Source organism: Halobellus ruber (assembly GCF_014212355.1).
GTDB lineage: Archaea > Halobacteriota > Halobacteria > Halobacteriales > Haloferacaceae > Haloquadratum > Haloquadratum rubrum.
On sequence record NZ_JACKXD010000002.1, the window covers coordinates 133,721 to 159,478 of the forward strand.

At 68.5% G+C, this 25,758-nt stretch carries 30 protein-coding genes; 18 read left to right on the forward strand and 12 right to left on the reverse strand.

What is annotated here, in order from left to right:
* Positions 1–69: 69 nt before the first annotated feature.
* Entirely contained in the window at positions 70–990 is a 921-nt protein-coding gene (locus tag H5V44_RS05700) for a transcription initiation factor IIB (protein ID WP_185192155.1), read from the forward strand.
* 228 nt (positions 991–1,218) lie between these two features.
* On the opposite strand, the gene H5V44_RS05705 is transcribed toward H5V44_RS05700, so the two are convergent.
* Entirely contained in the window at positions 1,219–1,851 is a 633-nt protein-coding gene (locus tag H5V44_RS05705) for an IS6 family transposase (protein WP_185192156.1), read from the reverse strand.
* Between the two features lie 189 nt (positions 1,852–2,040).
* The gene (locus H5V44_RS05710) at positions 2,041–2,919 is read right to left on the reverse strand and encodes a DUF7839 domain-containing protein (RefSeq protein ID WP_185192157.1); all 879 of its coding nucleotides are present in this window, start codon (positions 2,917–2,919) and stop codon (positions 2,041–2,043) included.
* A gap of 80 nt (positions 2,920–2,999) precedes the next feature.
* On the opposite strand from H5V44_RS05710, the gene H5V44_RS05715 reads away from it, so the two are divergent.
* Positions 3,000–3,695, forward strand: a complete 696-nt coding sequence (locus H5V44_RS05715) for a metallophosphoesterase (RefSeq protein WP_185192158.1) — start codon at positions 3,000–3,002, stop codon at positions 3,693–3,695.
* A 102-nt stretch (positions 3,696–3,797) separates the two neighbouring features.
* Here the strand turns inward: H5V44_RS05715 and H5V44_RS05720 are convergent, their stop codons facing one another.
* Positions 3,798–5,072 carry an NAD(P)/FAD-dependent oxidoreductase gene (locus H5V44_RS05720; protein WP_185192159.1) on the reverse strand — a complete coding sequence of 425 codons (1,275 nt, stop codon included), beginning with the start codon at positions 5,070–5,072 and terminating at the stop codon, positions 3,798–3,800.
* 88 nt (positions 5,073–5,160) lie between these two features.
* Between H5V44_RS05720 and H5V44_RS05725 the strand changes: the two genes are divergently transcribed.
* The 7 genes from H5V44_RS05725 to H5V44_RS05755 all read left to right on the forward strand — a co-directional run bounded on the left by H5V44_RS05725 (position 5,161) and on the right by H5V44_RS05755 (position 11,533).
* Positions 5,161–6,330: a threonine synthase gene (locus tag H5V44_RS05725; protein ID WP_185192160.1), complete on the forward strand. Its 1,170-nt coding sequence runs from the start codon at positions 5,161–5,163 to the stop codon at positions 6,328–6,330.
* 52 nt (positions 6,331–6,382) lie between these two features.
* Positions 6,383–7,084, forward strand: coding sequence for a metal-dependent transcriptional regulator (locus H5V44_RS05730; RefSeq protein WP_185192161.1), 702 nt, complete (start codon positions 6,383–6,385; stop codon positions 7,082–7,084).
* The gene (locus tag H5V44_RS05735) at positions 7,081–7,791 is read left to right on the forward strand and encodes a TMEM165/GDT1 family protein (RefSeq protein ID WP_185192162.1); all 711 of its coding nucleotides are present in this window, start codon (positions 7,081–7,083) and stop codon (positions 7,789–7,791) included. Before H5V44_RS05730 ends, H5V44_RS05735 begins: the two co-directional genes overlap by 4 nt.
* 66 nt (positions 7,792–7,857) lie before the next feature.
* Entirely contained in the window at positions 7,858–8,604 is a 747-nt protein-coding gene (locus H5V44_RS05740; protein WP_185192163.1) for a LysE family translocator, read from the forward strand.
* A 48-nt stretch (positions 8,605–8,652) separates the two neighbouring features.
* Positions 8,653–9,699, forward strand: coding sequence for an NAD(P)-dependent glycerol-1-phosphate dehydrogenase (locus tag H5V44_RS05745; RefSeq protein ID WP_185192164.1), 1,047 nt, complete (start codon positions 8,653–8,655; stop codon positions 9,697–9,699).
* A gap of 76 nt (positions 9,700–9,775) precedes the next feature.
* Positions 9,776–10,396, forward strand: a complete 621-nt coding sequence (locus H5V44_RS05750; protein WP_185192165.1) for a DUF420 domain-containing protein — start codon at positions 9,776–9,778, stop codon at positions 10,394–10,396.
* A gap of 78 nt (positions 10,397–10,474) precedes the next feature.
* Positions 10,475–11,533, forward strand: a complete 1,059-nt coding sequence (locus H5V44_RS05755) for a glycosyltransferase family 4 protein (protein ID WP_185192166.1) — start codon at positions 10,475–10,477, stop codon at positions 11,531–11,533.
* A gap of 27 nt (positions 11,534–11,560) precedes the next feature.
* Here the strand turns inward: H5V44_RS05755 and H5V44_RS05760 are convergent, their stop codons facing one another.
* Entirely contained in the window at positions 11,561–12,106 is a 546-nt protein-coding gene (locus H5V44_RS05760) for a plastocyanin/azurin family copper-binding protein (RefSeq protein ID WP_185192167.1), read from the reverse strand.
* Between the two features lie 104 nt (positions 12,107–12,210).
* Here H5V44_RS05760 and H5V44_RS05765 point away from each other — a divergent pair, with 104 nt between their 5' ends.
* The 8 genes from H5V44_RS05765 (at position 12,211) to H5V44_RS17960 (ending at position 20,171) form a co-directional block, all read left to right on the forward strand.
* On the forward strand, positions 12,211–12,468 hold the full coding sequence (locus H5V44_RS05765; RefSeq protein ID WP_185192168.1) for an MTH865 family protein: 258 nt from the start codon (positions 12,211–12,213) through the stop codon (positions 12,466–12,468).
* A 10-nt stretch (positions 12,469–12,478) separates the two neighbouring features.
* A complete protein-coding gene (locus tag H5V44_RS05770) occupies positions 12,479–13,273 on the forward strand; it encodes a hypothetical protein (protein WP_185192169.1) in 795 nt (264 codons plus the stop codon).
* 42 nt (positions 13,274–13,315) lie between these two features.
* Positions 13,316–15,118 carry a S9 family peptidase gene (locus H5V44_RS05775; RefSeq protein WP_185192170.1) on the forward strand — a complete coding sequence of 601 codons (1,803 nt, stop codon included), beginning with the start codon at positions 13,316–13,318 and terminating at the stop codon, positions 15,116–15,118.
* Positions 15,119–15,177: 59 nt separating this feature from the next.
* The gene (locus H5V44_RS17955; protein ID WP_185192171.1) at positions 15,178–16,593 is read left to right on the forward strand and encodes a GAF domain-containing protein; all 1,416 of its coding nucleotides are present in this window, start codon (positions 15,178–15,180) and stop codon (positions 16,591–16,593) included.
* A 97-nt stretch (positions 16,594–16,690) separates the two neighbouring features.
* Positions 16,691–17,131, forward strand: a complete 441-nt coding sequence (locus H5V44_RS05785; protein ID WP_185192172.1) for a cobalamin B12-binding domain-containing protein — start codon at positions 16,691–16,693, stop codon at positions 17,129–17,131.
* 7 nt (positions 17,132–17,138) lie between these two features.
* Positions 17,139–18,305 carry a methylmalonyl Co-A mutase-associated GTPase MeaB gene (meaB, locus tag H5V44_RS05790; protein WP_185192173.1) on the forward strand — a complete coding sequence of 389 codons (1,167 nt, stop codon included), beginning with the start codon at positions 17,139–17,141 and terminating at the stop codon, positions 18,303–18,305.
* Between the two features lie 74 nt (positions 18,306–18,379).
* A complete protein-coding gene (locus tag H5V44_RS05795) occupies positions 18,380–19,303 on the forward strand; it encodes an alpha/beta fold hydrolase (RefSeq protein ID WP_185192174.1) in 924 nt (307 codons plus the stop codon).
* Between the two features lie 136 nt (positions 19,304–19,439).
* The gene (locus H5V44_RS17960; protein WP_343067690.1) at positions 19,440–20,171 is read left to right on the forward strand and encodes an NAD(+)/NADH kinase; all 732 of its coding nucleotides are present in this window, start codon (positions 19,440–19,442) and stop codon (positions 20,169–20,171) included.
* A gap of 25 nt (positions 20,172–20,196) precedes the next feature.
* Here the strand turns inward: H5V44_RS17960 and H5V44_RS05805 are convergent, their stop codons facing one another.
* From H5V44_RS05805 to H5V44_RS17495, 8 genes are all read right to left on the reverse strand, one after another.
* On the reverse strand, positions 20,197–20,646 hold the full coding sequence (locus tag H5V44_RS05805) for a DUF7313 family protein (RefSeq protein ID WP_185192175.1): 450 nt from the start codon (positions 20,644–20,646) through the stop codon (positions 20,197–20,199).
* 52 nt (positions 20,647–20,698) lie between these two features.
* The gene (locus H5V44_RS05810; RefSeq protein WP_185192176.1) at positions 20,699–20,974 is read right to left on the reverse strand and encodes a DUF7314 family protein; all 276 of its coding nucleotides are present in this window, start codon (positions 20,972–20,974) and stop codon (positions 20,699–20,701) included.
* Positions 20,967–21,362 (reverse strand): DUF7315 family membrane protein, encoded by a 396-nt coding sequence (locus H5V44_RS05815; protein ID WP_185192177.1) that lies wholly within the window; start codon positions 21,360–21,362, stop codon positions 20,967–20,969. Before H5V44_RS05815 ends, H5V44_RS05810 begins: the two co-directional genes overlap by 8 nt.
* A 108-nt stretch (positions 21,363–21,470) precedes the next feature.
* Complete coding sequence (locus H5V44_RS05820) at positions 21,471–22,253, reverse strand: cytochrome bc complex cytochrome b subunit (protein WP_185192178.1); 783 nt, start codon at positions 22,251–22,253, stop codon at positions 21,471–21,473.
* A gap of 3 nt (positions 22,254–22,256) precedes the next feature.
* Positions 22,257–23,063, reverse strand: coding sequence for a cytochrome b (locus H5V44_RS05825; RefSeq protein WP_185192179.1), 807 nt, complete (start codon positions 23,061–23,063; stop codon positions 22,257–22,259).
* Between the two features lie 2 nt (positions 23,064–23,065).
* Positions 23,066–23,452 (reverse strand): DUF7318 family protein, encoded by a 387-nt coding sequence (locus H5V44_RS05830; RefSeq protein WP_185192180.1) that lies wholly within the window; start codon positions 23,450–23,452, stop codon positions 23,066–23,068.
* Entirely contained in the window at positions 23,452–24,036 is a 585-nt protein-coding gene (locus tag H5V44_RS05835) for a plastocyanin/azurin family copper-binding protein (RefSeq protein ID WP_185192181.1), read from the reverse strand. The genes H5V44_RS05830 and H5V44_RS05835 overlap by 1 nt, the downstream gene beginning before the upstream one ends.
* Before the next feature lie 60 nt (positions 24,037–24,096).
* Positions 24,097–25,134 carry a DUF7319 domain-containing protein gene (locus tag H5V44_RS17495; protein ID WP_246403797.1) on the reverse strand — a complete coding sequence of 346 codons (1,038 nt, stop codon included), beginning with the start codon at positions 25,132–25,134 and terminating at the stop codon, positions 24,097–24,099.
* Between the two features lie 112 nt (positions 25,135–25,246).
* On the opposite strand from H5V44_RS17495, the gene H5V44_RS05845 reads away from it, so the two are divergent.
* Positions 25,247–25,729, forward strand: a complete 483-nt coding sequence (locus H5V44_RS05845) for a DUF7321 family protein (RefSeq protein ID WP_185192182.1) — start codon at positions 25,247–25,249, stop codon at positions 25,727–25,729.
* The last annotated feature ends 29 nt before the right edge of the window (positions 25,730–25,758 follow it).

Sequence of the window (25,758 nt, forward strand, 5' to 3'; positions counted from 1 at the left end):
TGTCTATTCTTCCCTCTATGGGTGAGGGACTTGGCATAACGGCGAGTTCCGAGTCACTCGGTGAAAACGATGGCAACGAGAGACATCTACGAAACTGGATTCGATGAGGACGTCCAAACGGAGTCGAGCGGGAACCAGTGTCCCGAGTGCGACGGACACGTCACTACGAAAGTCAAAGAAACCGTCTGCGAGGACTGTGGCCTCGTCATCGAAGAGCAACGCCTCGATCACGGACCGGAGTGGCGAGCGCACGATGCAGACGAGCGGGAGCGGACCGGTGCCCCGCTGACGGCAGCCCGTCACGACCGAGGCCTCTCGACCGAGATCGGGCGGGGGACAGATGCGCACGGGAACGAACTCTCAGGCCAGAAACGCCGGCGACTGGCCCGGATGCGACGTGAGCAGACCCGTGGTCGCTGGCGGTCGAAAGCGGAACGGAATCTCGCACACGGGTTGGGCGAAGTGCGACGTCTCACGAGCGCACTCGAGCTCTCCGACACGCTTCGTGACCAGGCCTGCCAGCTCTTCCGGAGCGCGCAGAACGAGGATCTGCTTCGTGGCAGATCCATCGAAGCCATGGGTGCAGCGAGCATCTACGGTACCGGCCGATGTAACCAACACCCGCTTCTCCTCGAGGATGTCGTCGACGCCGCCCGAGTCGAGTCCACTCGTGTGACCAACGCCTACCGAACACTGAATCGCGAATTAGAGCTCCCGGCACCACCAATGCGCCCGACGTCGTTCGTTCCGCGGCTGATCTCGGAGTTGGGGTTAGACCACGACATTCGCCGCCGCGCGAACGAACTCGCAGAACACGCCGAAGGGACAGCCCTCACGAACGGCTGTCAGCCATCGGGCGTCGCGGCCGCCTGCGTCTATCTGGCCGCCCAAGAGCAGGGCGCGTTGATTACCCAATCCACCGTCGCGTCGGCAGCAGAGGTGTCAGTCGTGACGCTCCGAAGCCGGCGGGACGAACTCCAAGCGATCTGAGACGCCTCCAGTAGAGGAGCACCTACATACAGGAAGAGAGTCTACCAAGGAGTATGGATCTGGAAGAGACTGTCGAGTATCTGTCGACAGAGCTCGATATCGAGCGGAGTGAGCACGTTCGCGAGGTTGGTCGAGCGGTCGCCGAGCTCCGAGACTGACTCCGTCTCAGGCGATCAGATTTATTTCGTCGTCGCCGAATCCGTTCCCGCATTTTCTCGTCGTGTTAACTTAAGCATGATTCCACCAGACGGCGTGGGCTTGCAACCACGTTTCTGCGGTCGGTGGATCGACGTGACTGAAACAGTTTGAAAATGAAGAAGTTCGTCGTTCTACTTCTCTAAAGACACGTTCGACTGAATTTCTATAGCCATATTGTTCGACGCGGTAGCTATAGTTTTCGCGGCGGAGACCACCGATCAGATCGTCTGCGTCATCGACGAGAAACAGCGCGTCTTCGACGTCGTGTTTCTCAGCTAATTCAGTAAGAAATTCTCGTGCGATCGGAATCGTATACGTCAGAAACAGCCGCGAATGAAGGATTCTGTTCGTTTCAGGATCGACGGCAACGTACAGCCAGTACTGCTCGTCGTTGATCCGGATCGCCTTCTGATCGACCGCAACGCGATCCGGGCTCTCACCGTCAGCTGGCTGTAGATCGGCTTTCTGCACCCAATTGTGAACAGCAACACGACTTCGTTGGACACCCAATTCCTCAAGGAGAATAACTGTATTCAAAAGTGATAATCCAGCGAGATGGTGGCGAATACCCTTTTCAACGATCTCGCGGGGTGTCCGCTCTCGCTCCACAAAATCCAAGTCGATCCACTCGGTAGACTCGGTGAGGCGGGCGATTTTCGGCATAGGCACTGAATCCTCGTCCCGCCTCGTTCTTAACTTAACACGGCGTCCCGGACCCGACGTACCTTTTTATCGGAAGCCGGGGCCAAACGCCCCGTGATCTGACGAGTCGCCACGGCGCGTCCGCGGGTGTGCGACACGCCGCGCCGTGATCGTCGTTTGCGTGTCGCCCGTCCGCCTGCCGCCGCTCTCTCAGGCGTCGTCCGCCGCTCCGTCGCCGGCGTCCGCCCCGTCGCTGGTGCTCGATCCGTCGCCTCCCGTCTCCGCACCGAAATCCACCCCGACGGCGGCCCCTGCCTCCGTGACTTCGTACAGGACATCCCCGTCGCGGAGCGCATCGGTCACGCGGCCCACGGCGTCCGCGGTCGCGACGACCACGGCGTCGACGCCCCGGGCCGCCGCCTCGGCCGCCACCTCCCCCGCGGCGAACGTCGTCTCGGGCTCGATGCCGGCATCGCGGAGCGACAGCACCGCCTCGACGCCGGCCGCAACCACCACTGACGCGTCCGCACAGACGTTCTGGAGCCCCGCGGCCGGAACGGCCCGACTGCCGCCCGCGCGCGCCGACGGCACCTGCACTACGGTGACCCGCCCGGGGTCGATCTCGATGACGCCCTCGAAGCCGGTCACGCTCACGTCCTCGCCGGCGTCAGCGCTGGTCGTCGCCACGCCGGTCGCGGGGCCGGTGTCGTCGGGCGTGGCGTGTAACAGGCCGTCGCGGAGCGACAGTGTCACGGTCTCCCCGGCCTCGATCGCCGCGGTCGCGATCGCAGCGTCCTCCTGGACGCTCTCAAGGACGTCCTCGGTGACGTGTTCGGCGAAGCGCCGGAGCCCCTTCGCCTCCTGGAACAGCCAGTCGACCCCCTCCTTCGTCACCCGGTACCGCGAGCGGGCCTCCTTGTCGACGTAGCCGTCGGCGACGAGTTCGCGGATGTACTCGCTGACCGCCTGGCTGGTCACACCGACGGCGTCGGCGATCTCGCCTTGGCTCACCGCCGGTTGTCGGTCGGCGATCTCGACGAGGATCCGAAACCGCGTCGCGGTCCGTTTGTCCTCGAGGGCTCCGGTCATGTTTCCTGCTGTCGGGAGCGAGAACAAAAACCCCTCCGGCGAGGCGCTACCGTCTTGCCTCCCCGGCCACAACGCCGGCCGTGGACGGGGTCACGTTCCACCGACGCGGCGTGTTTCTCCCCGACGCAGCCACGCTTGTCGTCGCCGACCTCCACGTCGGCCGCGGCGAGGCGTCGAACGTCACGCTCCCGCTCGGCGAGCGGACCGACCTGGTCGACCGGCTCGGCGAACTCTTAGCGGAGACGGAGCCTGAGACCGTCGTCTTCGCCGGCGACGTCCTCCACCGGTTCGACGGTGCCACGGAACGAGCGCGGGACACTGTCGACGCACTCGTCGACGCCTGCCGCGGCGCGAACGCCCGCCCCGAGTTCGTCCGCGGCAACCACGATACGGTGCTCGACGACCTCCGCGGCGACGTGGACTCGACGTACGCGATCGACGGCGGTCCGCGGACCGTCGTCTGCCACGGGCACGAGCTCCCGGACGTCCGTGCAGACCGGTACGTAATCGGCCACGATCATCCCACAATAACCATCGAGGGACAGCGTCACCCCTGCTTTCTAGTCGTTCCCGAGACACACCGCGGCGCCGACGTGCTGATGCTCCCGGCGTTCTCCCGGCTCGCGCCCGGCGTAACGGTCAACGACGCCCGTGGCGGCGACCTCCAGTCGCCGCTCGTCGACAGCCTGAGCGACGCCCGGCCGATCGTCTACGACGCCGACGCCGGATCGACGCTCCGGTTCCCGTCGCTGTCCGAGTTCCGGCGGTTGCTCTGATACTGTTGGCTATAACTACGTAAAGATCTTCGACATCCCGTGGTGTCGAAACCCTTCACGGGACTATAGCCGACAGCACGAACGGGAGCGCCGGACCGGCGGTCACAGGTCCCGGAGCACCGCCTCCGCGGCCTCCCGACCGCTCCGCATCGCGCCCTGGATGCCCGACCACGCGGTGTAATCGCCGGCCAAGTACGTTCGCCCGCCCGCCGCGCGGTGATCCGGCAGGTCGTCGTGGACGCCCGGAGGCTGGTCGAACTGCGCGAACTCGATCCGGTGCGTCCGCAGGAGTTCCAGCGCCGAGAAGTCACGCTCCGGATACCACGCCTCGAGCGTCAACCGCGTCTCCTCCGCCAGGGCGTCGGCGTCGCGGCCCTGTGCGGCCGCGCCCAGGAACGTCGCGTTCAGCAGCGCCTCGCCGTCGGGCGCGTACTCCGGGGCGACCTCGGAGATCGGCACCACCGTGTTCGGAGAGGGGTCGCCGGCGTTGAGCAGGAGCTTCCGGCGCGTCGTCGGGGCCATCTCCGTCGGAAGCCGGTAGTACTGCGTCACGCAGCCGCGGGCGTCGGTCGGGATCGCGTCGACTCCGGTGAGCCGCCTCGCCGCCTTCGGGTCGGTCGCGACGACGACCGCGTCGGCGTCGACGCTGCCCGACCCCGCCTCGACTGTGACGCCGTCGCCCCGGTCCGCGATCGACGCGACGGGCTCACTGCAGTTGATCGACGCGCCGGCTGCCCGCGCCCGATCGGCGAGTTGCTCCGGGATCGCGCCGATCCCCGCCGCCGGAACCGCGATCCGTCCCTCCGAGAGGGACTTGAACGTGTACTCGAAGACGCGTTTCGAGGTCGACAGCGACCGGTCCAGCGTGATTCCACCGTAGAACGGCGCCACGAAGTTCTCGATGTACCCCTCCGAGAACCCCCACTCGCGGAGGTACGCCCGGATCGACCGGTCGTGGCTCTCGAAGATCCCCGCCTCGTCCCGAGTCCCGACGTGCTGCCGCAGCAGTAGCGTCCGGGCCTTGTCGGTGGTCGTCACCTCGTCGTTCCGGATGGACGCGAGGAGGGCGCGGGGATCCCGGAGCGGGTCCGAAAGCACCGACCGCGACCCCGGCCGGGCGATGACTGCACCCGGGGTGAAATACCGGAGGTCGAGACCGTCGAGGTCCAGTTCCTCCCGGACTGCCGGGTACGCGGTGAAAAGCACCTGAAAGCCGCGGTCGAGCGTGAACCCCTCGACGGTCTCCGTCCGCACCCGCCCGCCGACACCCGGTCGCTCCTCGTACACCGTCACGTCCGCTCCCGCGTCGGCGAGCCGTCGGGCGGCGACGAGCCCGGCCAACCCCGCGCCGGCGACGACCACGGATCCGTCTGTCATATCGGCGCTTCTACGCGTGGGCACAAATGAACTGCGCGTCGTCGCCGCGAGTGAGTAGGGATATGCCTGTCGGGCCGCTACCCCGGGTATGCCAACCACGGAGGCGTTCCGCGGACTGGGCTGCACCGCGACCGGCGAGCGCTACGACGCGACGGCGACCGGCGACAGCGACGCCGGCGCGCGGCTGGATGCTGACTACGACTACGACGCCGTCGACTGGACCGGCGACGACTTCGGGACGGCCCGATCGATGTGGCGCTACGCCGACTTGCTCGCGTTCGAGGACCCGGTCACCGCCGGCGAGGGCGGCACCCCGCTCGTCGACGCGGCCGCGCTCGCGGCGGAAGCCGAAGTCGGGACGCTCTCGATCAAAGACGAGAGCCGGAACCCGACCGGAACAGTCCTCGACCGTGGCCTGTCGACCGCGGTGACCGCCGCCCGCGAGGCCGACGCCGACCTGGTGGCGCTCGCGTCGCCGGGCAACGCCGGCCAGTCGGCCGCGTCGTACGCCGGAATGGCGGACATTCGGTCGTACGCGTTCGTTCCGTCCCGCGCGCCCTTCTCGAACAAGGCGATGGTCAACGTCCACGGCGGGGAGATGCGCGTCGCCGGCGGCCGGTACCCCGACGCGGAGGCGGCGCTCCACGAGGATCTGAAATCGGAGTGGTACACCCTCCAGGAGTTCGCCAATCCCCACCGCCACGACGGGCTCAAGACCGTCGCCTTCGAGGTCGCCGAGTCGCTCTCGTGGTCCGTCCCCGACGCAGTCGTCGTCCCCGCCGGAACGGGTGAAGTCGCCGCGGGGGTTGTGAAAGGCTTCCGCGAACTCCGCGAAATCGGCCTCGTCGACGCGATCCCGCCGGTCTACGCCGCGCAGCCGTCGGGATGTGCGCCGCTGGCGACTGCGTTCGAGCGCGGCGACGACACCCACGACCCCTGGGAGTCGCCCGATACGATCGTTGGCGAGTTGGAGATCCCCGACCCCAACGGCGGGGAAGCGGCGCTCTCGGCGGTCGCCGAGACCGACGGCGGGTTCGTCGCCGTCGACGACGACGACGCCTTGGAGAGCGCTGTCGTCGCCGCACAGCGGGCGGGACTGGAGGTCGGCGCGGCGGGCGGGGTCGCCCTCGCGGCGGTCGAGCGCCTCGTCGGCGAGGGGACTTTCGACGCCGACGACCACGTCGTCGCCGTCAACACCGAGTCCGGAACCAAAACCGCCGACGTCCTCCGGAGCCACCTGATGGGGAAAGGGATCTGAGTCCGTTGTTTGAATCGGTAGATTATTAATTTAGACCAGTCTAAACCCGTGTATGTTGAGCGACGTGATGGAGGATTACCTGAAGACCATCTATCGGATTCAGGCCCGGTCGGACCCGCCCGTCTCCACTTCGGCGATCGCAGACGCCCTCGACAAGACACCGGCGTCGGTGACGAGTATGGTCGGGACACTCGAGGATCGCGGACTCGTGACCCACCAGAAGTACAAGGGCGTCGAACTCACCGCCGAGGGCGAACGGGTCGCCCTCGAGGTTGTGCGGCACCACCGACTTCTGGAGGCGTACCTCGCGGAGCACCTCGACTATTCCTGGAGTGAGGTCCACGACGAGGCCGACGCCTTAGAACACCACATCAGCGAGGAGTTCGAGCGGCGAGTTGCGGCGGTACTCGACGACCCTGCCGTCGACCCGCACGGGGACCCGATCCCTTCGGCGGACCTGGCGCCGCCTGACGACGACGAGACGACCCCGCTCTCGACCCGCGAGGTCGGCGACTGCGTCGTGGTCGCCCGCGTCAACGACCGCAACCGTGAGGATCTGGAGTACCTCAAAGACGCCGGGATTACTCCCGGAACGACGCTTGAAATCGCCGATGTCGCCCCGTTCGGGATGGTGACGGTCCGGGTCGACGGCGACGCCGAACAGAGCCTTCCGGAGTCCGTGGCGGACTCCATTCGGGTCCGGACGGCGGCCGATCCGACAGCGTGCGGGTGCGGGGAGGTGACCGACGCGTGACCACCTACGCCGAGATCCTGGTGATCGCCTTTGCGACCCAATTGGCCGTACTGCCGGGCGAGAAAGTCCAGCTCATCATCTCGGGGCTATCAACCCGATACGACCCGAAGGTGGTCGTCGCGGCCGCGGGGTCGGCGTTCGCGGGATGGACCGCGGTCGAGATCCTGTTCGGTCGGGCGCTACAGTCCGCGCTTCCCCCGCTCGCGCTCGACGTGATCACCGCGGGGCTGTTTCTGCTGTTTGCCGCCCTGCTGTACCGGTCGGCACCCGACGGCCCCAGCCTGGCCGACGAGGCGACGGCGGCCGAAACCGACGGCGGGTTCGCAGGGGTCGCAGACGTTGAACTCCCGGACCCGATCGAGCAGTACTCCGGTTCCTTCGGCGGATTCCTTCCGATCTTCGCGCTGATGGTCACCGGCGAGTTCGGCGATAAGACACAACTCGTCACCATCGGACTCGCGGTACAGTACGGCGCGACCTCCGCAATCTGGGCCGGCGAGATGCTCGCGATCATCCCGGTCAGCCTCGCGAACGCGTACCTGTTCCACACGTTCGCCCACCGCGTAAATATGCGGAAGGCCCACCTCGCGTCGGCGGCGCTTTTCGCGTTCTTCGGTGCCGACACCGTGCTGTCGATCACGACTGGCTTCTCGATCTGGGAGACGATCGTCGGCGCGATCAGCGCGGCCGTGGTCGGGTTAGCGTAACCGCCCCGGACCGGCATCCGATCCGATTCGGTCGTTTTTTGCCGGTCGGATCCTCCCGTTCCACCGATGGCAGCCACGCTCGTGACCCTCGCCGCCGGCGTCGTCTTCGGTATCGCGCTGGCGGCCCCGCCGGGTCCGATGAACGCCATCATCGCCGAGGAGAGCGTCCTCCGGGGGTGGTTTGCGGGGTTCAAAGCCGGGCTCGGCGCGATGAGCGCCGACGCCATCTTCTTCGTTCTCGCGGCGCTCGGCGTGGTCGCGTTCGTCGAGCGGTTCCCCCTGCTCCGCGCGGCGATGATCGGCGTCGGCGGCGTCCTGATGCTGTACTTCGCGTATGACGCCGTCACCGACCTGCAGTCGTCGTTTCGCGGCACCGTCGACGTGGACGCGGGAGCCGAAGCGACGGGGGGAGCCGGTGCAGGTGCTGACGGCGACGCAGTCGCCGACGTCGCCGCCGGCACGGGCTTCCGGAAGGCGTTCGTACTGGCGCTGACGAACCCATACCAGATCCTCTTTTGGCTCACGATCGGGGTTGGGCTGCTCCGTGCGGGGACCCTCGACGTCCTCGCTCAGACCCCGTACGTCGGCGCGTCGCTCGCCGGCGTGCTCGTCGTCGAGACCGGAACCCCAGCGCTCGTTGCGGGCTTTTTCGGCGGGATCGTGGTGTGGATCACGGGGTTCCCGGCGGCGCTGGTCGGGGCCAACCGCCGGGTCGACGCGTTCGCGCCGGTCGTCGCGGCACTCAGCGCGGTCGTACTCGCTGGGTTCGGTGTCCTCTTCTTGGCGCGGAGCGCGGGCGTGCTGTTGGGGTGACGGTCACACAACCGGGAGACCCTTGAGGCCGCCCGCGCAACGCGGGGTATGTTCGAGAAGACGACGTGGATCAAACTCCCGCGGAACGTCCTCGTCGGCCACGGCGTCCTCAGAGAGCTTTCGGCGGCGGTCGAGGAGCTCTACCTCTCGGGGCCCCCGCTCGTGGTGACCAGTCCGACGCCGAACGATCTCGTCGGTGACCGAGTCAGGGAAGGGTTCCCCGACGCCGAGACGGTCGTGATCGAGTCCGCTGGCTTCGACGCGGTCGAGCGTGTCGCCGACGCCGCCACGGCTGCGGAGTCGGGCTACCTGATCGCGCTCGGCGGCGGGAAGCCGATCGACACCGCGAAGATGGCCTCCGACCGGCTGGGGTGTGGGTTCGTCTCCGTCCCGACCGCCGCCAGCCACGACGGCATCGTCTCCGGCCGGTCGTCGATCCCGGAGGGCGACACCCGCCACTCGGTCGCCGCCGACCCGCCGCTCGCGGTCGTTGCCGACACCGAGATCCTGGCGGAGGCGCCGTGGGAGCTCACCACCGCGGGGTGTGCCGACATCATCTCCAACTACACCGCGGTGAAGGACTGGCAGCTCGCCAACCGGCTGAAGAACGTTGAGTACAGCGAGTACGCCGGCGCGCTCTCACAGATGACCGCGGAGATGCTCGTCGAGTCCTCGGCGGCGATCAAACCCGGCTTCGAGGAGTCGGCGTGGCTGGTGGCGAAGGCGCTCGTCTCCTCGGGCGTGGCGATGTCGATCGCGGGCTCCTCGCGGCCCGCCTCGGGCGCGGAGCACCTGATCTCCCACCGGCTCGACCGGCTCGTCCCCGGCGAGGCGCTCCACGGCCACCAGGTCGGCGTCGCCGCCATCGTGACCGAATACCTCCACTCCGGCGAGCGCGGCGAGTGGGCGGACATCCGGGACGCCTTAGACGACCTCGACGCCCCCACCACTGCCGACGGGCTGGGGATCGACGACGACACCTTCCTCGAGGCGGTCACGACCGCGCATACGATCCGCGACCGGTATACCATCCTCGGCGACGGCGTCAGCGAGGCCGCCGCGATCGAGGCGGCGACGTTCACCGGCGTGGTGTAGTGGCGGCGCGGGGCCGCCCACCCCGCCGGCGACCGCCGATCAGAAGACCGAATACGCCGCGGTTCCGAGCGCGAATATGGCAACTGCGAGCGCCGACAGCCCGATCAAGCGCCACCCGCTCGCGGCCGCTACGGTCCTCTCTATTCTGGGCTACGCGGCCGTGATCGGCACGTTCCTCGGCGTCGTCCCCGCCCGGGTGTTTCCGGACCTCTCGCTCGCCGCAGTCAACCGCCTCGCCGACGCCATCGCCGTCGTGAACGCGATCAACGTCGTCGTGATCGCCGCGGGGTGGCGGTGGATCCGCCGCGACGAGGTGCGGAAACACGCCGCGGCGATGACCACCTCCTTCGTCCTGATCCTGGTCTTCCTGGTGCTCTATCTCCTGAAGATCGGCGGCGGCGGCACCAAGGAGTTCGTCGGCCCGACGCTCGCGTACTACCCGTATCTGGCGATGCTTGCGATCCACATCGTGCTCTCGATCGTCTCGGTGCCGGTGGTGGTGTTCGCGCTGGTGTTGGGGCTCACGCACTCCCCGACCGAACTCCGGACCGCGACCCCCCACCGACGGGTCGGACGGGTGGCGGCGAGCGCGTGGCTGCTCTCCTTGGCGCTCGGCGTCGTCACCTACCTCCTCCTGAACCACGTCTTCGCGTGGGAGTACGTCGAATCGGCCGCGGCTGCGCTGCTTCTGGTCTGAACCCGCGGACGGGTCGGTGTCGCGGCGTCCCCACCCCGGATGTCGAGGATTTTTGTCGCCGCGTGGAAACTCACGGGTATGCACGTCGCGTTCGTCTCGCTGTACCCCGATCAACGCCGCTCCGACGGGGCGACGGCGCGGGCGCGACGGGTCGCTGAGGGCCTGGCGGCCCGCGGCCACGACGTCTCCTTTCTGTGTGCGAAGTGGTGGGAGGGGCCGCTCGACTCGTTCACACAGGCCGACGTCGACTACGTCGCGGTCACCGAGGGGACGTCGGCGCGGGCGTTCGCCTCGAAGCTTCCCTTCGCGCTGCGGCGGGTCGGCCCGGACGTGATCCACGCCGCGAACAGCCCGCCGTCGCAGGTCGCGGCCGCCCGGACCGCCGCGCGGGTCCTCCGGGTTCCGGTGCTCGTCGAGTGGTGGGCGGTCCGGGAGGGCGACACCGACCGGATGATCCGGCGGGCGGCGCGGACCGCCGACCGCGTGCTCGTGCCCTCGGAGCTGGTGAAGACGGGCGTCCGCGAACGCGGCGCAGCCGGAGAGGACGTCACCGTCGTCCCCGGGTCGATCGACGTCGACCTGGTGCGCTCTGCCGACGTCGACAACCGCGCGGACCTGGTGTACGCCCGTCGGCTCGACGAACACGCGAACGTCGCGTCGTTCCTGCTCGCCCTGGCGGAGCTTCGGGACCGCGAGTGGCGGGCCGTCGTCGTCGGCGACGGCCCCGAACGCGAGGCCGCCGTCGAAACCGCCGCGGAGCTCCGGATCGACGACCGCGTCTCCGTTCTCGGATCGCTTTCCCCCGAGGAGTTCGTCCCGATCCTGAAGGGCGCCCACGTCTTCGCCCAGACCGCGACCGTGGAACCGTTCGCCCGGGAGTTGCTCTGGGCGCTGGCGTGCGGCTGCGTCGGGGTCGTGGAGTATCAGGCGGCGTCGAGCGCTCACGAACTCGTGGAGAACTGCGACCGGGGCGTGCGGGTGACCACCCCCCAGGAACTGGCCGACGAGGTCGTCGCCGCGGCCGGCCACGACCGGGCGTCGTTCAACGGGGCGTTCGCCGGGTACGACCACGACCACGTACTGGAGACCTACGAGCGGGTGTACGAGGACGAACGGGACGCCTACGGCCTCTTCTGACGATACCGCGGTGGAAACCGAGGGCGACTACTCCTCTTCGAACTCGTAGTCGCCGCCGTACTTCAGGAAGAAGAAGGCGAGCCCGAGGGTCGCGACCATCGCGAACGTCGCCGCGACGCCGAGGGTCTTCGCGGAATCGGGGACCTCCGGGAGGTTCGCGGGGGCCTCGGTCTCGATTGACTCGACGACCTCGATGGACCCGACCATCCCGGCGCTCTGGTGGGGCGCACAGTAGTACTCGTAGGTACCGAGCGTCTCGAAGGTGTGCTCGTGGGTGAACCCGGAGTTCTCGATGGGTTCGTGGCCCTCCCACCCGGCGCCCTCCGGCTGGCTGTCGACGACGATGTTGTGGTTGTCCGAGTCCCAGGTGAACGTCACCGTCGTCCCGGGCGTGACCTGCAGGGGCTCGTCGGTGCCGGGCTCGAACACCAGGGAGCCCCCGGGGCCGACGATCACCTCCTCGCTGCCGCCCTCCTGTGCCGCGGCGGTCCCGGTCGCCCCGGCGGCCGCGGCGGTTCCGGCGGCCGTCGTGAGAAAGGCGCGACGCGACAGCTTCGCGGTGCCGTTGGTCATACTCGGGCGTTGGGAATCCGCTGTAGTGAATACTTTGGTTTGTCGCGTCCGTCGGGACTGACGGTTCCGGAACGCTTTTGCGGATCCTCCCGCACCTCCCGGCTATGACAGACGTTGAGGCGGAGCTCCGCCAGCAGTTCACCGAGGCGTTCAGTGACGCCGAGTTCCCGGTCACGAGCCAGATGGACCTCGTCCCGACGCTCCCGGACGGCCCCCGAACGACGTTCACCGCCGGGGATCGGACGCTGAGCGCGATGGAGCTGGCCTCGAAACTCGGGGGCCACCAGGACTTCCCGTACCACAGCGTCGAGTCGCTCGTCGACGACGTCATCGAGGGGCTGAAGACCGAGGGCGTGATCTGAGGGACCTGCGGTGCGGGGGACGAAACGAACCCTGTGGGAGGCGTGGATCGACCGCAACGTCGACATCGGCGATCCGACACCGCTGTTTGCGACCGAATCGTCCGGGGACTGCTACTCGAACGACGACGCCGGGCTCCGTGTCGAACTGACGCAGTACGGCCGGACACGGCGACGCCCGGTGCTCCGGCGGAGCGACGCGATGGACCGTCGGCTTCGGGACGCCATCGACACTGTCGTCGAAGACCACGAGACTCACAGCGGGGAGTACGACGGCCTCCTGTATCTGATGTACGCGGTTGAGGGTTCCCGAGTCGTCCCGTACTACATCGGAAAGACGGGTACCTTCCGACGGGCCGACGAGGGGCTGAGCGCGAACCTCGACGCCGTCTCCGCGACCGGGGGGAAGTTCGCCCGATGGGGATACGGGAACGCGTACCACATCGGCGACCTCAGCGCGGCCGTCCTCGCCGACTGCGACGAGGTGGATGCCGCCAACCACGAGGAGCCGAAGGCGAAATACGAGATGTGGGCAACCCGGCTCTTCGAGCCCGAAACCCGCCGGCTCCGCCGCCCGGTCTACATCTGGATCCGGGCGTGGGATCGCAGCGAAGGCCCGTATCCGGACACCTACCCCTACCTCGCGGAACTGGAGTACCAGCTCGTCGGGATCGCCTACGAGCTGTTCCCGGAGACGCTTCTGAACACCGAAGGCGTCCCGAACAACCCCACGGCATACGCCCGGATGCGCGGGTGGATCGACGACGGGCGGACGTCCCTCGACGACTTCGGGGGATCCGTCGAGTAGACCCACCCGAACGCTTTCACCGCTGCCCGTCGTGCCGGAGGTATGGCCCACGACATCGAACGCTATCTCAACGTCCGGAGCGCCCACAGTGCCTCGTTCGGCCCCAACGGCGACCGACTCGGGTTCCTGCTCGATTCCACCGGGGTGCCGCAGGTGTGGAGCCTCACCGACCCCGGCGGGTGGCCCGAGCAACACACCGTCTTCGAGGAGCGGGTGACCTTCGCCTCGTGGTCGCCGGAGCGGGCGGAGTTCGTCTTCGGGATGGACGAGGGCGGCAACGAGCGGGCGCAACTCCACCGCTACGACCTGGCGTCCGGCGCGGTCGCGAACCTCACCGCGACCCCGGAGGCGAAACACCGCTGGGGCGGGTGGAGCCACGACGGCGACCGCGTTGCGTTCACCTCGAACCGCCGCGACCGGTCGGTGTTCGACGTGTACGTCCAGGATCGCGACGGCGTCGGCGACGACGCCGAACTGGTCTTCGAGGGCGACGGCTGGCTGACGGCCGGCGGGTTCTCGCCCGACGACTCCGCGCTCATCGTTTCGGAGGCGTACTCGAACGTCGACCAGGACGTGTACGTCCTCGATATCGAAAGCGGCGAACTCACCCACCTCACGCCACACGAGGGGACGGTCCGGTTTCGGAGCGCCGAATGGGGGCCGGACGGGGAGTCCGTCTACCTCGTCTCCGACCGCGACAGCGACACTCTGGACCTCTGGCGCGTCGACGTCGCCGACGGGACCTTCTCCCCGATCGCCTCGGACCCCGACTGGGAGATCGACGGCGTTGCGGTCGACGACGAGTCCGGCCGGATCGTCTACAGTACGAACGTCGACGGGTACACCGAACTGACGGTCGGCGACCTCGACGGCGACACGATCGACCCGCTCCCGGACCCCGACCTCCCGCGGGGGGTCGCGGGCGGGGTCGCCTTCGACCCGACCGGGGAGCGCTTCGCGGTGACCGTCACGCGACGCGGGAGCCCAGCCAACGTGTGCGTCGTCGAGGCCGACACGGGGATCGCGGAGCGGTGGACCCACGCCTCGACCGCGGGGATCCCCCCGGAGAGCTTCGTCGAGCCCGAACTCGTCCACTATCCCACCTTCGACGGCCGGGAGATTCCGGCGTTCTTCTCGCTGCCCGACGACGACACCGGGGCGGGCGAGACGCCGGTGATCGTCGACATCCACGGCGGGCCGGAGTCCCAGCGGCGGCCCGCCTTCGCCGCGGTCACGCAGTACTTCCTGGCGAACGGATACGCCGTCTTCGAGCCCAACGTCCGCGGCTCAGCGGGGTACGGCAAGGCCTACAGCCACCTCGACGACGTCGAAAAGCGGATGGACGCGGTCGCCGACATCGAGGCCGGCGTGGAGTGGCTGTGGGACCACCCGGCGGTCGACGACGACCGGATCGTCGCGATGGGCGGCTCCTACGGCGGGTTCGTGGTTCTCGCGGCGATGACGGAGTATCCCGACCTGTGGGCCGCCGGCATCGACATCGTCGGCATCGCCAACTTCGTGACGTTCCTCGAAAACACCGGGGAGTGGCGGCGCGAACTCCGGGAGGCCGAGTACGGGTCCCTGGAGGAGGACCGGGAACTGCTCGAATCCATCTCGCCGCTCAACAACGTCGAGCGGATCTCGGCGCCGCTTTTCGTCCTCCACGGCGCGAACGACCCCCGGGTCCCGGTTTCGGAAGCCAGACGGCTCGTCGAGGCCGCGAGCGACCACGTCCCCGTCCGCGAGCTCGTCTTCGAGGACGAGGGCCACGGCCTCTCTAAACTGGAGAACCGGGTCGAAGCCTACAGCGCGATCGTGGCCTTCCTGGACGAACACGTCGCATAGCCCGTCGGAACTCTCAGTTGACCGAACCTTTTAGGTTGGTGACGAGCCACATCCGGCACGTGTCCGAGGAGCCTGTGGGGGGGCGTGTCCTCGTCGTCGTCCCGTCCGGGTCGGAGCGCGGCCCGAGCGGCGGTTCGTTCGTCCGTGGCGGCGACGCGTCCGGGGTCGGCCGTGGTGGGGGCGGATCCGCCGCTGGCGGCGGGGACGCTCCGGGGAGTGACAGCGGGCCCGGGGGGACCGCCGCCGACAACGAGAGTGACGCGTCCGTCGCCGACAGCGGCGGCCGAGCACCCGGCGGTCCGGCCGACCCGCCGGGGGACCCGTCCGGCGGGGAGGGCGGCGACTGTGACCCCGAGATCGTCGCCGACGGCATCGAGGACCGACTCGGGGCGGACGTGGTGCTCAGGGACGAACGGACGGCCGCGGAGTACCTCGAGGACCTCGGCCCGACGATCGACTGCGTCGTGGTTCTCGGACGGGAGGTCGAGCCGCTCGGCCGGCTGGCCGAGGATACGTCGATCCCGGCGGTCGTCTGTGAGCGTCCCGTCGTCGAGACGGACGCGGAAGACGGCACCGGGCCGATCCCCGTTGCGGCGCTCGCAGACCGCGTCCGCGCGGCCGTCAGGGCGGCCCGCAGACGGAGCGACCTCGAAGATCAGAACACGCAACTGACGGCGTTGAGCCGCTACGCCGGCGACATAACCGGGTGTGAGACCGTCGACGACGTCCTCGACCGGGCGGTGGAGGCCGCGACCGACGCCTTGGCGTTCGACTGCTGCGTGATCCTGCTGGTCGACGGCGACCGGCTGGTGCCGCGGGCGTCGGCACTGCCCGAACTGGACCTGACCCCGTCCGGCATCACGGATGAGATCGCCGGCCGAACGCTGCAGACCGGGGAGGCTGAAGTCGTGACGGATATGCAGTCGGACCCCGACGCCGTCCCCGAACACGACGACCTCCACGCGGTGTTGAGCGTCCCGATCGGTTCCCGGGGCGTCCTCCAGATCGCCTCCCGGTCCCACGATGCGTTCGACGAGCACGACAAGGAGTTCGCGGAGATCCTCGCGGGGTACACCCGCGAGGCGCTCGCCCGCCTCGAACGCGAGGTGACGCTCCGAGCCGAGCGCGACCGCCTCCACGCGTTCTACACGGCGGTGCCGGTCCCCATCCTCTGTGTCGAGCGGCAGGAGGGAGACCTCACAGTTGCGGATTCGAACGACGCCTACGAGGCGGCGTTCGACGGGAACCTCGCGGGGCGGCCGCTGTCGGCGGTGGTTCCAACGGAGGCGGAACAAAGGCGGTACGAGGCGGTGCTGGACGGGGGTGAGACCTCCCGGGGAACGGTCGTCAGGCGGGTCGACGACCGGGAACGGGAGGTTCCGCTCACCGTCATCCCGGTGTCCCCGCCGGATGGATCTGCGTACGCCTTCGGCGTCTACCGGACCGAGCAGATCGACGGGGACGGGCAGGGTTGAGCGGCGGCGCCGCGGGAGTTTCCGGAGCCGAGTGTGCCGTAGTCCCGCCCGCTCGCCCTCCGGTAGAACCAAACCGCGGGCCGCCGAAGGCGGGCGTATGAGCGCCGACGCGGGAGGGGAACGCAACCGGCCGATCCGGTGTCTCATCGCGAAAGTGGGGCTCGACGGCCACGACCGGGGGGCACACGTCATCGCCCGTGCGTTCCGGGACGCGGGGTTCGAGGTGGTCTACTCCGGCCTCCACCGCGCGCCCGAGGAGATCGTCCAGGCGGCGGTCCAGGAGGACGTCGACGTGCTCGGGATTTCGATCCTCTCGGGTGCGCACAACACCCTGGTCCCGAAGATCGTCGAGGGCCTCAAGGAGTACGGCGCCTTCACGGATACGCTTCTGATCGTCGGGGGGATCATCCCCGAGGAGGACCGCGACGGACTGCGGGAGATGGGCGTCGCAGCCATCTTCGGCCCGGGGACGCCGATGCAGGAGACCGTCGACTTCGTCCGCGAGAACGCCCCGGCCCGGACCGACGATCCGGCGTGAGATCCCGATGACCGACCCTTCCCACGACTCGAGTCCGGCGGCCGACCTCGACCCCGAGGTGGCCGATCGGAACCGACGGCTGGTCGCGGCGTTGCTCGACGGCGAACATCGCGCTTTAGCCCGCGTCATCTCCCGGATCGAGGACCGCGCGCCGGGCCACCGCGACCTGGTCTCCCGGCTTCACCCGCACACTGGAACCGCCGCGGTGATCGGGATCACCGGCAGCCCCGGCGCGGGGAAGTCGACGCTCGTGGACAAACTCGCGGCCGCCTACCGCGACCGTGGCGAGACGGTCGGCGTCGTCGCTGTCGACCCGGCGTCGCCGTACTCCGGCGGCTCGGTTTTGGGCGATCGGATCCGGATGGCCGCCACCGTCGGCGATATGGACGTGTTCGTCCGCTCGATGAGCGCCCGCGGTCGGCTCGGCGGCCTCTCGACGGCGACCACCGACGCGGTCCACGCGCTCGACGCCTTCGGCAAGGACGTCGTGCTCGTCGAGACGGTCGGTGCCGGCCAGAACGAGGTCGACATCGTCCGGACCGCCGACACGGTCGCGGTGGTGGTCCAGCCCGGCAGCGGGGACGACATCCAGATGCTGAAGGCCGGGATCCTGGAGATCGGCGACGTCTTCGCCGTCAACAAGGCGGATATGGACGGCGTCGACCGGCTGATCGCGGAACTCGAGGAGATGCTCCACCGCCGGGACGGAGACGGTGCGGGGGCCGGCAGCGCCGCCGGCCACCACGGCCCGGGGGCCGCTCCCGGCGACACTGACCCCACGGCCCCGGCCGATTCCGACTCCGGAGCCCCGGAGTGGGAGCCGCGCGTCGTCACGACGGTCGCGACCGCGGGCGAGGGTATCGACGACCTCGTCGACGCGTTCGACGCCCACGCGGCGTACCTTCGGGCGTCGGGCGCGGGAACGGAGCGGGCGCGGTCCCGCCACGCCGCGGAGATCCGGCGGCTCGTCCGCGAGGACGCGAACGTCCTCCTCGACGCCGAGATCCGGCGACGGGGTGGGCTCGACGCCCTCGCCGACCGCGTGCTCGCGGGGGAGACCGATCCCTATACGGTCGCCTCGGAGATCCTCGATCCGATCGCCGACTGCGTCGACGCCGCCGGGGAGGACGCGGCCACGGACGGCGACGACCCGTCCGCACTCGGCGACGAGTGAGGGCACGGACCGCCGTACCGGGACCTGCGGCCGCTGCCAGCAACCTGAAGACGCTCCCGTCCCTGGATCCCGATATGAACGTCAGATCCGTTGCCGGCGGGCTCGCGGCGGGCGTCGGCGCCGCCGCGTTCGCAAACGCCGTGCTCCGACGGCGGGCACCCCCGCTGGAGCCGGCACTCGACGGCACACGACGGACCTTCGCGTGGAACGACATCGACGTCCGGTACGCCGAGGCGGGCGACCCCGCCGACCCCGACCTCGTGCTCCTTCCGGGGATCAACGCCGCGGGGTCGAACGGCGAGTACCGGAAGGTGTTCGACGACCTCGCGGACGACTACCACGTCGTCTCGCCTGACCTCCCGGGGTTCGGCACCTCCGAGCGGCCGCCGCTCCGGTACTCCGCGTCGCTGTACACCGAGTTCGTCCGTGACTTCCTCGCGGCGTTCGATTCGCCCGCGGTCGTCGCGTCGTCGATCACCGGTGCCTACCTCCTCGACGTCGCCGACGACCTCGACCTCGCCTCGGTGGTCCTGATCTGCCCGACCGAACGCGGCGGCCCCGACCGGAACCTCACACTCCGGGAACTGCTCCGGTCGCCGGTGGTCGGGGAAGCCCTGTTCAACCTCCTCACCTCGAAGCCGTCGATCCGGTACTTCAACGCCGACCACGGGTACTACGACACCGACCGCGTGGACGAGTCGTGGATCGACTACGAGTGGCGGACCGCCCACCAGCCGAACGCGCGGTACGCCCCGGCGTCGTTCATCAGCGGCTTCCTCAACGCCGACGTCGACCTCGAAGCCGCGCTCGGCGATATCGACGTTCCCGTGACGCTGCTGTGGGGCCGCGAGGCGGAGATCACGCCGTTGCGCCGCGGGCGCGACCTCGCCGAGGCCGCCGACTGCCGACTGGTGGTGGTCGACGACGCCAAACTCCTCCCGCACGTCGAGTTCCCCGCGCAGGTCTTAGACGTTCTCGACGGGGCGCTCGAACGGTGACTCCCGGCCGGTGGTGGGCCCGCGCCCCGCGTCGGCGTCGCACCCTCGACCGGTGACGAACCCACGGGTCTTTTGACCCGACCGGCGTACCGTCCCGTATGCGCTGGAGCGATCCGGGCAACGCGGAGGGCCGGCAGTGAGCGAGGTCCCGGTCGTGGTCGTCGCCGAAGGACGGCCCCTCGCCGACGCGCTTGCGGGCACCGACGCCCGCGTGGAGCGTGTTGCCCCTGACGCCGTGGTCCCTGACGCGCTCGACGGTGCTCGGATCGCGTTCGCGGTCGGGGAGCCCGCGCTGCTCGCGGTCGCCCGACACCGCCCCGAGACACCCATCGCACCCGTCGCGGCCGGTGTCGGCCGCTACGACCTCGCCGAGCGCGCGGCCGGCGCCGTCGTCGAGGCCGCCGGCGACGGCGACCTCCGAACGGTCGCCCACCCGCTTTTCGACGTCGCGGTCGCAGGCGAACGCGCGGGCAGCGCGGTCGCCGACGTGACGCTTCTGACCGCCGAACCCGCCCGGATCTCGGAGTTCGGGATCGGTTCCACGGACGGCTGGTTCGAGACCGTCCGCGCCGACGGGGTCGTCGTTGCGACGCCGCTGGGCAGTACGGGCTACGCCCGCGACGCCGGCGCCCCCGTGATCGCCCCCGGGACCGGCCTCGTCGCGGTCCCCGTGTCGGCGTACGCGATGCACGCCCACCCGTGGGTGCTCCGCCCGCCGATGTCGCTGTCGGTGGAGCGCGACGAGGCCGACGTGACGCTCCGTCTCGACGACGAGGAAGTCCGGTCGGTGCCGCCGGACGCCCCCGTCGACGTCGGGACGAACGGGTCGCTATCGCTCGTCGCCGCCCGGCAGTTCTCGACCGATTGAGTCGGATCCGTGGTGGCTCGCCGCTTCAGACCACGGCGTTCCAGAGCGGCTCGATCACGAAAAACAGACTCTGGTAGCCCGCATACAGCAGCGCGAACACCGACGCCCCGATGGCTGCGACCGGCCGGTCGAGGTCCTTGCTCTTCGAGCGGGCCTCGACACACCGCGACTCGTACTCGAAGAAGTCCGAGACGAAAACCGAGAGCGCGAGCACCGACATCACCATCCCGCCGTGTGGTTCGACGATCAGGTAAACCAGCGACGACAGCACCAGCCCCAGATTGGTCGCGGTGTGGGGCGGCCACCGGCTGAGCGCCTCGTCGTCGTCACCCGCCGCCGCCTGCGACTCGTGGCGGCTGTGCTGGATGATCCGGGTGATCATGTTTCCGACCGCGAACGCGAGGATGACGAAGGGGAGAACCGGCGCGACGGCCTCAAGCGCACCGATGGGGACGAGAAACTGTAGCGGTTGCATACTCGGGGATGCGCACACGAGTCATTAGAGTTTTTCCAATCGCACCCGGGGCCTATCCGGCGCGTTCGTCGAGGGCCTCGCTGGCGCGCCGCACGGCGGGGATGAGCACCCAGAAGGTCAGCGCGCCGATGATCGCGAACCAGAAGAACACGTCCATCAGGACGACGCCCAGCGAGTCGAACATCGTCGCCGACTCCGAGAGCTCGACGGGGGCCACCAGCTGCTGTTCGCTCTCGAAGCTCGGCGTGCGGTACCACCCGGCGAGTACCATCCACGCCAGCCCGGCGCCGGTGAAGATGCTCAGTCCCTTGATGAACTCGTCAGCCATCGTTGTCTGGACCTTCGTCGGAGTCCTCTTGAGGCTTTCCCATCCCCGCCGCACGGAACCGGGTCCCGACGACGTACACCCCGGCGCCGAACCCGATGATCCCCAGACCGGCCGCGGCGAAGAGCGTACTCAGAATGCTGTCCGCGACGCCGACGCCGCCGGCCGATAGGAGGGCGCGGACGATCCCACCCAGGAAACTCACGTTGAGCGTCGCAGCGTCGAGGAGCATAAACCCGAACACGACGCTCACCACCGCGATCAGCGTCGAAAACACGGTCACGGTCTTGTAGAGCCGCATCGGGACGACGATGTCGCGGCCGCCCCCGCCCGTGTCGGTCCGCGGCTCTCCCTCGTCCGCCGCCGCGCCCGTGGCGTCTCCGTCGGTCATCGTCCGTACTACGCGGGGCACCGAAATGGGCCTTTCCGTGTGGAGACGTCGGAGCGCGGGGAGAGAACTGAAGCGGCCAGCCGCGGACGGCCCGAGCGCGTCGGGCCGCTATTTCGGCGGTCGGAGCCGGTAGTACCGGCGGTTGAGGTCGTACATATACCCCTCGCGCATCGTCTTCAGCACCGCCCACGTGACGAACCCGCCGACGATCGGTACGAGGAACGTCAGGTCGAAGAGCAGATGAAGGTTCATCGGGATCAGGTTCTTCGCGGAGTAGACGCTGATCGTGAACGCGAAGAGCACGCCGCCGACGCCGACGGCCGCCCAGAACGGCTGCTCGACGGGGCGCCGGGCGCTTCCCTTGTTGAGGAAGGGAACGATGGCGACGAACCCGACCACGACGATGTTCGCGAGCACGCCGTAGGTCCGGTCGGCCATCAGCTTCTGGCCACCCAGGATCGACAGGTCCGGGTTCAGGGGACCGAGCTTGAGTAACCCGAAGGACCAGTAGAGATACCAGTCCGGCAGGATGATCGCGGGCGTGCTCGACGGATCGGCGGGGTCGCCGATGTGCGGCGGCAGCGTCGCCGACAGGAAGATCAACATTCCCACGAAGAAGCTCGCGATCGCGAGGTTCCGGATGACCTCGTGGGGCCACGTCGGGAACGCGAGCACGTCGCGCTCGACGTAGTCGGACTCCTGGCGGAGGTCCTGATCCTCGCGGCGGGCCCGTTCGAAGTACTCGTAGGTGAGCTGTGAGAGCCCCTGGGTGCGCTCCTTGCGCTCGCGCCACGTCGGGGTCTCGTCGTCCGGCGCGACGATGCCACTCCCGTCAGCGCGGGGCTGTTCGGCCTCGGATTCGGTCTTTGAGTCGGTTGTGTCGTCGGTCATTGTTTAGTGGGGTTCCGCGATGCCCTGCACCCAGACGATGCCGATGTGGATGGCGATCAGCGTCGTCACCACGAACGGCAACAGGAACACGTGGATGATATACATCCGTTGTAGCGTCGCCTGGCTCAACGAGAAGCCGCCGAACAGGAGCTGGGCGACCCACTCGCCGGCCAGCGGGATCGACAGCGACATCTCGACGCCGATCTGGCCGGCCCAGAACGCGAGCTGGTCCCACGGCAGCAGGTAGCCGGTGTACCCGAACACCATCGTCAGGCTGATCAACACGATGCCGATCAGCCAGTTGAGCTCCCGCGGTTCCTTGTACGCCCCGGTGAAGTACACCCGGAGCATGTGGAGGAACACCGCCGCGACCATCACCTGCGCGGACCACCGGTGGATCGACCGGAGCATATAGCCGAACTGGAGGTCCCGCATGATGAACGCGATGCTCTCGTAGGCGACGGTGCCGGCGGCCTCCGTCCCCGCCGCGGCCGAGGGGCTGTAGTAGAAGCCCAACAGTGCGCCGGAGATGGCGGCGACCACGTACGCCAGGGTGGAGAACAGTCCCAGCGTGTACAGCGGGTACCAGTACCAGAACTTGTTGTCGAGGTTGTACTGCTCGGTGTGGCTCTTCGGCATCTGGAGGTTGACCTTGTAATAGAGGTTCTCCATCAGCTCCAGATAATCGACGATGCGGAGCCGCTTGTCGAGCCAGATGAGGGTGGTCAGGAAGGCCGTCTCCACGGGGGAGAGGTCCTTCTCCTTCATCCACCCCTTGTGATCGTACTCGTCTTTCTTTTCGAGGCTCATTGTTATCGCTTGTAGTACGGGTAGATCGCCCGTTTGACGTGGTCCCACGCGCCGTCGGCGAACGGCGTGCCGTCGACGTCGTCCTCGCGGATGTAGAGGTCCTCCCACTTCCGACGCCGCTTCTTGACGATCACGACGTCCGGGAGGAACTCCTTTCTGTACATCGCCAGGATGAACGCCAGGTCAATGAAAATGACGGCTAACACCGCGCCGAGGTACATGTTCCCGGTCTCGGTCAGCCCCCACCCGGAGACGAGACCGTAGGTGAACAGGAACACGAACAGGACCTCGATGACGGTGAGCAGCACGATCGCGATCGCCGCGGCGGTACTCTCACGCGCCGGTTCGTACCGGTGGATGTCGCCGTAGGTGCTTCCGCTGGATGACATTACGAGTTCCTCCCGGTGCCCGTGTGTGCGGACTCACCGTATTTCAGCACGTAGAACGTGAAGATGATCGTCACGATGATCCCGAGGATCGTGGCGGCACCGACCCAGTGGGCGTGGATCGGGACGCCGAAGGAGTGGAGTTCCTTCTTGCCGCCCCCGCCGCCCCCGGCGTTGGGGTTCTCGACGACCTCGATGGAACCGACCATTCCGGCAGTCTGGTGGGGGTCACAGTAGTACTCGTAGGTACCGAGCGTCTCGAAGGTGTGCTCGTAGGTGAACCCGGAGTTCTCGAGGGGCTCGTGGCCCTCCCAGCCGGCGCCCTCCGGCTGGCTGTCGACGACGATGTTGTGGTTGTTCGACTCCCAGACGAACTCGACCGTCGTCCCGGGAGCGATCTGCAGGGGCTCGTCGGTACCGGGCGAGAACACTAGAGATCCGCCGGGGCCGACCGTGACCGTGGCTGTCCCGCCCCCACCGCCGCCCTCGGTTTCCTCCTGTGCGGCTCCGAGGCCGGAGGTCGTGGCGGCGGCCGTCGCGGCGCCAGCAGGGACGCTTGCCGTCCGTAGGAAGTCCCGCCGTTTCATACAGTTCAGCCTCAGAATGGAATGCGTTTAAAGCCACCGACTCCCCGCCTGAGTGGGTGTCTACGGGCCGGAGCTTCCGGTCGTGTCCGCGCCTGACTCTCCGTGGCCGTCGGCCCCGGCCTGCCCCCTGTCGGCGCCCAGTTCGCGCCGCTGGTCGGGCCCGGTTCCGTCGTCGACGGCAGCGTCGCCTCTCGCCTCCTCGGGGAGCACGTTGGCCCACTGCTCGTCGGCGTTTTCGAGCGCCCGGAGCCGGTTGCGGAACTCCTCGACGCGGAACCGATCGGAGAGCCGAGCGTTGGCGACCACCAGAAACAGGAAGAAGCCGATCACCAGGAAGCCGATGGCCGCGATCGGTGCCACGACAGTTGACAGCGACGGAAGCGCGAGCCACGCGATCAACAGCCCGACGCCGACCAACATCTGCACGCCGGCGACGACCTGCAGCATCAGGTTCCCGAACTCGCCGCTGCCCTCGACGACCTCCCGCGGTTCCGGCAGGGAGCCGTCCGCCGGCGGGTCCATCAGTTCGTAGCTGTCCATCGAGCACAGCGCGACGGTCGGCTTCACGTCGCGCAGGACGGTCCCCTCGCCTTCGACGCTTCCGTCGGCGTAGATGACCGCATACCCCTCGTCGGAGTAGGCGATCACGCGATCCTCGCCGTCGTCGTCGACCCGCTCGACGATCGCGAAGATCTCGCGGATCGCGACCCGGGCGTTGAGTTCCTGCTCCACTCGGTCGAGCAGCTCCTCGCCCACGATCCAGGTCTCGGGGTCGAACGCCGCCTCCCACTCCTCTAAGCTCATCTCGGCCATATCCGCCGGGCCGAAGTTCTCGAAGTCGTAGGTCTCCTCGACCTGCTCCCGGAGGGCGTCGAGATCCTCGCTGTCACCGCTGTCGCCGTCGGCCGCTGCTGTCCCCGGTTCCGCGGGTTCGCCCGCGTCCGTCCCCGCTTCCGTGGCTTCGTCGGCTCCCGTCGCCGTGTCGCCGTCGGCCGCTGCTGTCCCCTCGGCGCCGGCCGACGCGCCCGTACTTCCATCGTCGTCGGTCGGCTCCGAGCGACGGTCCGCCGCGGACGACTTCTCCGGCGACTCGGTCATCCCGCGACGCTTGCACCGGCACACTCCTTAGGGTAACGGTTCCCGGATCCCACCGCCGCCCGGACGGCTCCGAGTCGGTCACTTTACACCGCGGGACGCCGTAGCGAGCCCGATGGTTTCAGACTCGACCATCGCGACCGGCGCCGCGCTGATGGTCACTGCGAGCCTGCCGTTCTACCTCTACGGCGCGTGGATCATGATCGACGCCGAGGTGGTGACCTGGGACGTCCTGATCCACCACCTGAAGTTCATCGTCCCCGGGCTCGTTCTCAACACGATCCCGGTCGCGGGGTGGATGGTGCCGCGGCTGCTCGACCAGCTCCGGGGGGTGCTCGTGCTCCACGCCGTGTTGGGGCTGCAGGCGTACGCCCTGCTCGCGTTCGCGCTCACCGGGATCGTCCGCATCCTCCAGGTGAAACGCGAGGCCGACCTCTACTCCGACCCCACGCGGGACGTCGACCTCGACGACCTCCACCCGAATATGGGCGCGTGGCGCGGCCGGCTCCGCGTCGGCGTCTTCGGCTACGTGATCTTCTGGTTTCTGGCGTGGCTGCTCGGGCTCTACCAGTTCCTGACCCGGTATCTGCTCGGGTAGCGCCGACCCTGACCCGGCTTGCCGCGGCC